The 1,582-nt window shown below is 66.2% G+C and carries 2 protein-coding genes and 1 pseudogene; 1 reads left to right on the forward strand and 2 read right to left on the reverse strand.

The features are described from left to right. A pseudogene (locus tag ACFWI9_RS34095) lies at positions 1-188 on the reverse strand (transposase); the annotation flags it as partial. Positions 189-376: 188 nt separating this feature from the next. Between ACFWI9_RS34095 and ACFWI9_RS34100 the strand changes: the two are divergent. After that, positions 377-685 (forward strand): hypothetical protein, encoded by a 309-nt coding sequence (locus ACFWI9_RS34100; protein ID WP_387169141.1) that lies wholly within the window; start codon positions 377-379, stop codon positions 683-685. Here the strand turns inward: ACFWI9_RS34100 and ACFWI9_RS34105 are convergent. Then, positions 682-1,582, reverse strand: a 901-nt coding sequence (locus tag ACFWI9_RS34105; RefSeq protein ID WP_387169143.1) for an IS110 family transposase, incomplete at its 5' end; no start/stop codon positions are given. The two genes, ACFWI9_RS34100 and ACFWI9_RS34105, sit on opposite strands and share 4 nt — an antisense overlap.

Consider the following 1,582-nt stretch of genomic DNA (forward strand, 5'->3'; position numbering starts at 1 on the left):
CGGACGACGGTGGAGTCGATCTGCACGAGCCAGTCGATGTCGCCGACCGCGTCCGCCCGGGCCTGGACCTGCTGCAGAGCGCGAGTGAACACGCCGTCCAGGGCGTAGCGTCGAAAGCGCGTGTACACCGTCTTCCACGGGCCGTAGCGTTCCGGCAGGTCACGCCAGGACACGCCGGTGCGGATCTTGGTGCCCCTATGTCTTTGGTCAAGCTGGTCGAGTGTGGGTTCGGGGCGTCTGGAACGATGTGTCTGTGCATGCTGATGATCAGGTTGGCGAGGGTGTCCCTGCGGAGATCGCGGCATTCTTGCGGGGTGCGGTCGACGGCCGCCCGGTGAAGATCGCTCCTTCCGTCTGCGGGGGGTGCGGCGGTCGTGTGTTCTTCGTGCTGGTCAACGCGTCCGGGGCGGAACGGGAGTGTTCTGGCTGCGGCAGCCGTGCGTTCATCGCGGACAGCGAGGAGTACTGGAACGAGGAGTCCTGGGAGGACGACGAGCCCGGTGCTGCTGGCTGCCCGTGCGGGAGCGAGGAGTTCGAGGCTGCGGTCGCGTTCTCACTCGGCACCGACGGAGCGGTTCGCTGGGTGACTGTGGGCCTGCGGTGCATCAAGGATGGATTCTGTGGGGTCTATGCCGATTGGAAGATTGACTACGGACCGACGGATCACCTGCTGACCAACGTCTAGGTCTGCGGAGCGACGGCCCGAATGGGCTGCGGTTCATAGAAGGTTCCGTCTCGGAGCATGGCGAAGAGGACGTCGGCTCTGCGTCTGGCGAGGCAGAGCAGGGCTTGGGTGTGGTGCTTTCCCTGGGCGATCTTTCTGTCGTAGTAGGCCCGCGATGGCGGATCACCCAGGGCGGCAAACGCGGAGAGAAAGAAAGCCCTCTTGAGCTGCTTGTTTCCCCGTCGGGACGGCTGTTCGCCGCGGATCGAAGAGCCCGAGCTCCGGGTCGCCGGGGCGAGACCGGCGTAGGCGGCGAGGTGGCCGGCGGTCGGGAAGGTGCTGCCGTCACCGACCTCGATCAGGATCCTGGCTCCGGTCCTGAAGCCGACCCCCGGCATCGACATCAGGACCTTCGAAAGAGGGTGGTCCTCCAGGAGTTCCTCGATCCGCCCGGCCAGCAGTTTCCGCTGGTCGAGCACGGCCGCCAGCGAAGCGGCCAGGCTCGGGACAATCAGCGCGGCCGCCTCCGTTCCCGGGACGGTCACGGTCTGCTCGTCCAACGCGGCAAAGGTGTCCTCGACCAGCCGCTCGGCCATCCTCGGCGCCTTCGGCCGTAACAGCGTGACCAGGCGCCGACGGCCGGCCTTGCGTATCTGGGCCGGTGACCCGAACCGTTCCAGCAGTGTGAGGACGGCGGGGTGCTGCAATCGCGGCCCCAGCACTCGTTCCAGTGACGGATGGATCTGCGTCAGCAGGCCATGCAGCCGGTTCGCGACCCTGGTGGCCTCGCCGGCCAGATCGTCGTCGAACCCGACGATCATCTCTAGTGTCCTGAGTCGAAGATTCGTCGTTGGTCTGGTGTGAGTCGTCCTGGACCGAAGATCCCGCCTGTTGTGCTGTCTGATGCCGAGCGGGAGA

The organism is Streptomyces sp. NPDC127084, from assembly GCF_042724175.1.
GTDB lineage: Bacteria > Actinomycetota > Actinomycetes > Streptomycetales > Streptomycetaceae > Streptomyces.